Here is a 2,232-nt window from a genome sequence, read left to right as displayed (position 1 = left end):
ATCTACACCAGCACCAACCTGATCGAGACCACGCCGGAGCAATGGAACCGCGTCATCGGCGTCAATTTGACGGGATTCTTCTACTGCAACAAATGCGCCGTCACCCAGATGCTGACCCAGGCGCCGGTCAATGACGTCCGCGGCCGCATCATCAACATCTCGTCGCAGCACGGAATGGTCGCCTGCCCCGGCGACTTTCCCTATTCGGTGAGCAAGGGCGGCATCGTGCAGATGACGCGCCAGGTCGCGGTCGACCATGCCGGCGACCTGATCGTCTGCAACGCGATTGCGCCGGGCAAGATCATCACCGGCAAGCCGGGCGTCGCCAACGATCCCGACGCGCTTGACTATTCGCGCCGCCGCACGCCCTGGCCCAGGCTTGGGCAGCCGAACGACGTGGCAGGCGCTGCGCTCTTTCTCGCCAGCGACATGGCGAGCTACGTCACCGGCATAAACCTGATGGTGGATGGCGGCTGGATGGCGGGCTGACAGCCGACAGCCCGGGCCGCCGCCCGGTATTCGGGGACAGGAACCTTTGCGGAAACCACCCGTTGACCCTGCTGCGAGGGGGCCAACGATTCTGGGATCCGTTGCCTTGGACGCAAAATCCGACAGAAAAGAGCGCGAACCCGCTCCCGCCGAGGAAACGCGGGCTCGGCCCCGGTCCGATCGGCAGCGACGGCCGCCGAGCGACGAAAAGCGCGTGGAAAACGAGCGCGACGACGAGCGAGCGCAGGATACGCAGGCGAATGACGGCGCGTCCGACGGCAACAGGCCCGGCCTCATCAAACGCCATCCCTATATAGCGGCGATCGTCGCCATCCTCATCCTGTTGGTCATCGCGGCCGTGGTCATCTGGTGGATCAACGCACGGCAGTATGAATGGACCGACGACGCCTTCATCGACGCCCGCACGGTGACGGTCGGCGCGGAAATTGCCGGACGCATCACCGATATCGCCGTCACCGACAATCAGCCGGTCGAAGCCGGCGCCGTGCTTCTACGCATCGACGACAGTGATTATCAGGCCTCGCTCAAACAGGCGGAAGCCGGCGTGGTTGCGGCGCGCGCCGATATCGCCAATGTGCAGGCCCAGACCGAGGCGCAAAACGCCAAGATCGATGCCGCCGAAAAACAGGTGGCGCAGGCGCAGGCGGCACTCGAATTCGCCAAATCCGAGGACCAGCGCAACCGTGAGCTCCTGGCCAAGGGCACCGCGACCCAACAGCAGGCGCAGCAGGCCGCTTCGACCTTGCGCCAGGACCAGGCGGCGCTGGACGCGGCCAACGCCAACGCCGAGGCGGCGAAAAGCCAGGTGGCGGTTCTGCAGGCGCAAGGCAAGAGCGCCGAGGCCAAGCTTCGCCAGGCCGAGGCCACCGAGAACCAGGCCAGGATCACCCTCACGCGCACGACCATCACGGCGCCCGTCGCCGGCCATGCCACCAACATCACGGCGGCAAAGGGGACCTACGCGCAGCCCGGCCAGGTGCTGATGATGTTCGTGCCCAACGACGTCTGGGTGAAGGCCAACTTCAAGGAGACGCAGCTCGACCTGATGCGGCCGGGCCAACCCGTCGACATCGCCATAGACGCCTATCCGGAAAAGACCTTCCATGGCCATATCGACAGCATCCAGGCCGGCAGCGGCACAGCGTTCAGCCTGCTTCCCGCCGAGAACGCCACGGGCAATTTCGTCAAGGTGGTGCAGCGCGTGCCGGTCAAGATCGTGTTCGACCAGCCGCCAGGCGTCTATCTCGGCCCCGGCATGTCGGTGGTTCCGACGGTCAAGGTACGATGAGCGATGCCGCGACAGTCCAGGGAAACGAAAGCCGTTCCGCCGCCGGCGGTCGCAATCCCTGGCTGATCGCGATCGTCGTCTCGATCGCGACCTTCATGCTGGTGCTCGACACCTCGATCGCCAATGTCGCGCTGCGCAACATCGCCGGCAGCCTGGCCGCCGGCATGGACGAGAGCACATGGGTGATCACCACCTATCTCGTCGCCAACTCCGTCATCATTCCCGTCAGTGGCTGGCTGACCGGTGTCATCGGCCGCAAGCGCTATTACATGATCTGCGTGGCGACCTTCACGTTGGCGTCGCTGCTGTGCGGGCTGGCGCCCAATCTGCCGACGCTGATCGCCTTCCGCATCCTGCAGGGGCTCGGCGGCGGCGGCATGGCGCCGAGCCCCTGCAGGATGCGGAAGGCGATCAGCGTCGGCAGATTGGGCGCC

General features: G+C 65.5%; 3 protein-coding genes. All 3 read left to right on the top strand.

Annotation, left to right across the window (positions count from 1 at the left end; genetic code table 11):
- On the top strand, positions 1-489 hold a 489-nt coding region (locus EOD07_RS31485; protein ID WP_164772732.1), incomplete at its 5' end, for an SDR family oxidoreductase.
- Between the two features lie 214 nt (positions 490-703).
- The gene (locus EOD07_RS31480; RefSeq protein ID WP_245470560.1) at positions 704-1,798 is read left to right on the top strand and encodes an HlyD family secretion protein; all 1,095 of its coding nucleotides are present in this window, start codon (positions 704-706) and stop codon (positions 1,796-1,798) included.
- A partial coding sequence (locus EOD07_RS31475; protein ID WP_127238049.1) for an MFS transporter occupies positions 1,795-2,232 on the top strand: 438 nt, incomplete at its 3' end. The genes EOD07_RS31480 and EOD07_RS31475, both read left to right, overlap by 4 nt.

It is taken from the genome of Mesorhizobium sp. M2C.T.Ca.TU.002.02.1.1 (assembly GCF_003997225.1).
This window is presented reverse-complemented; position numbering and strand designations above follow the sequence as displayed.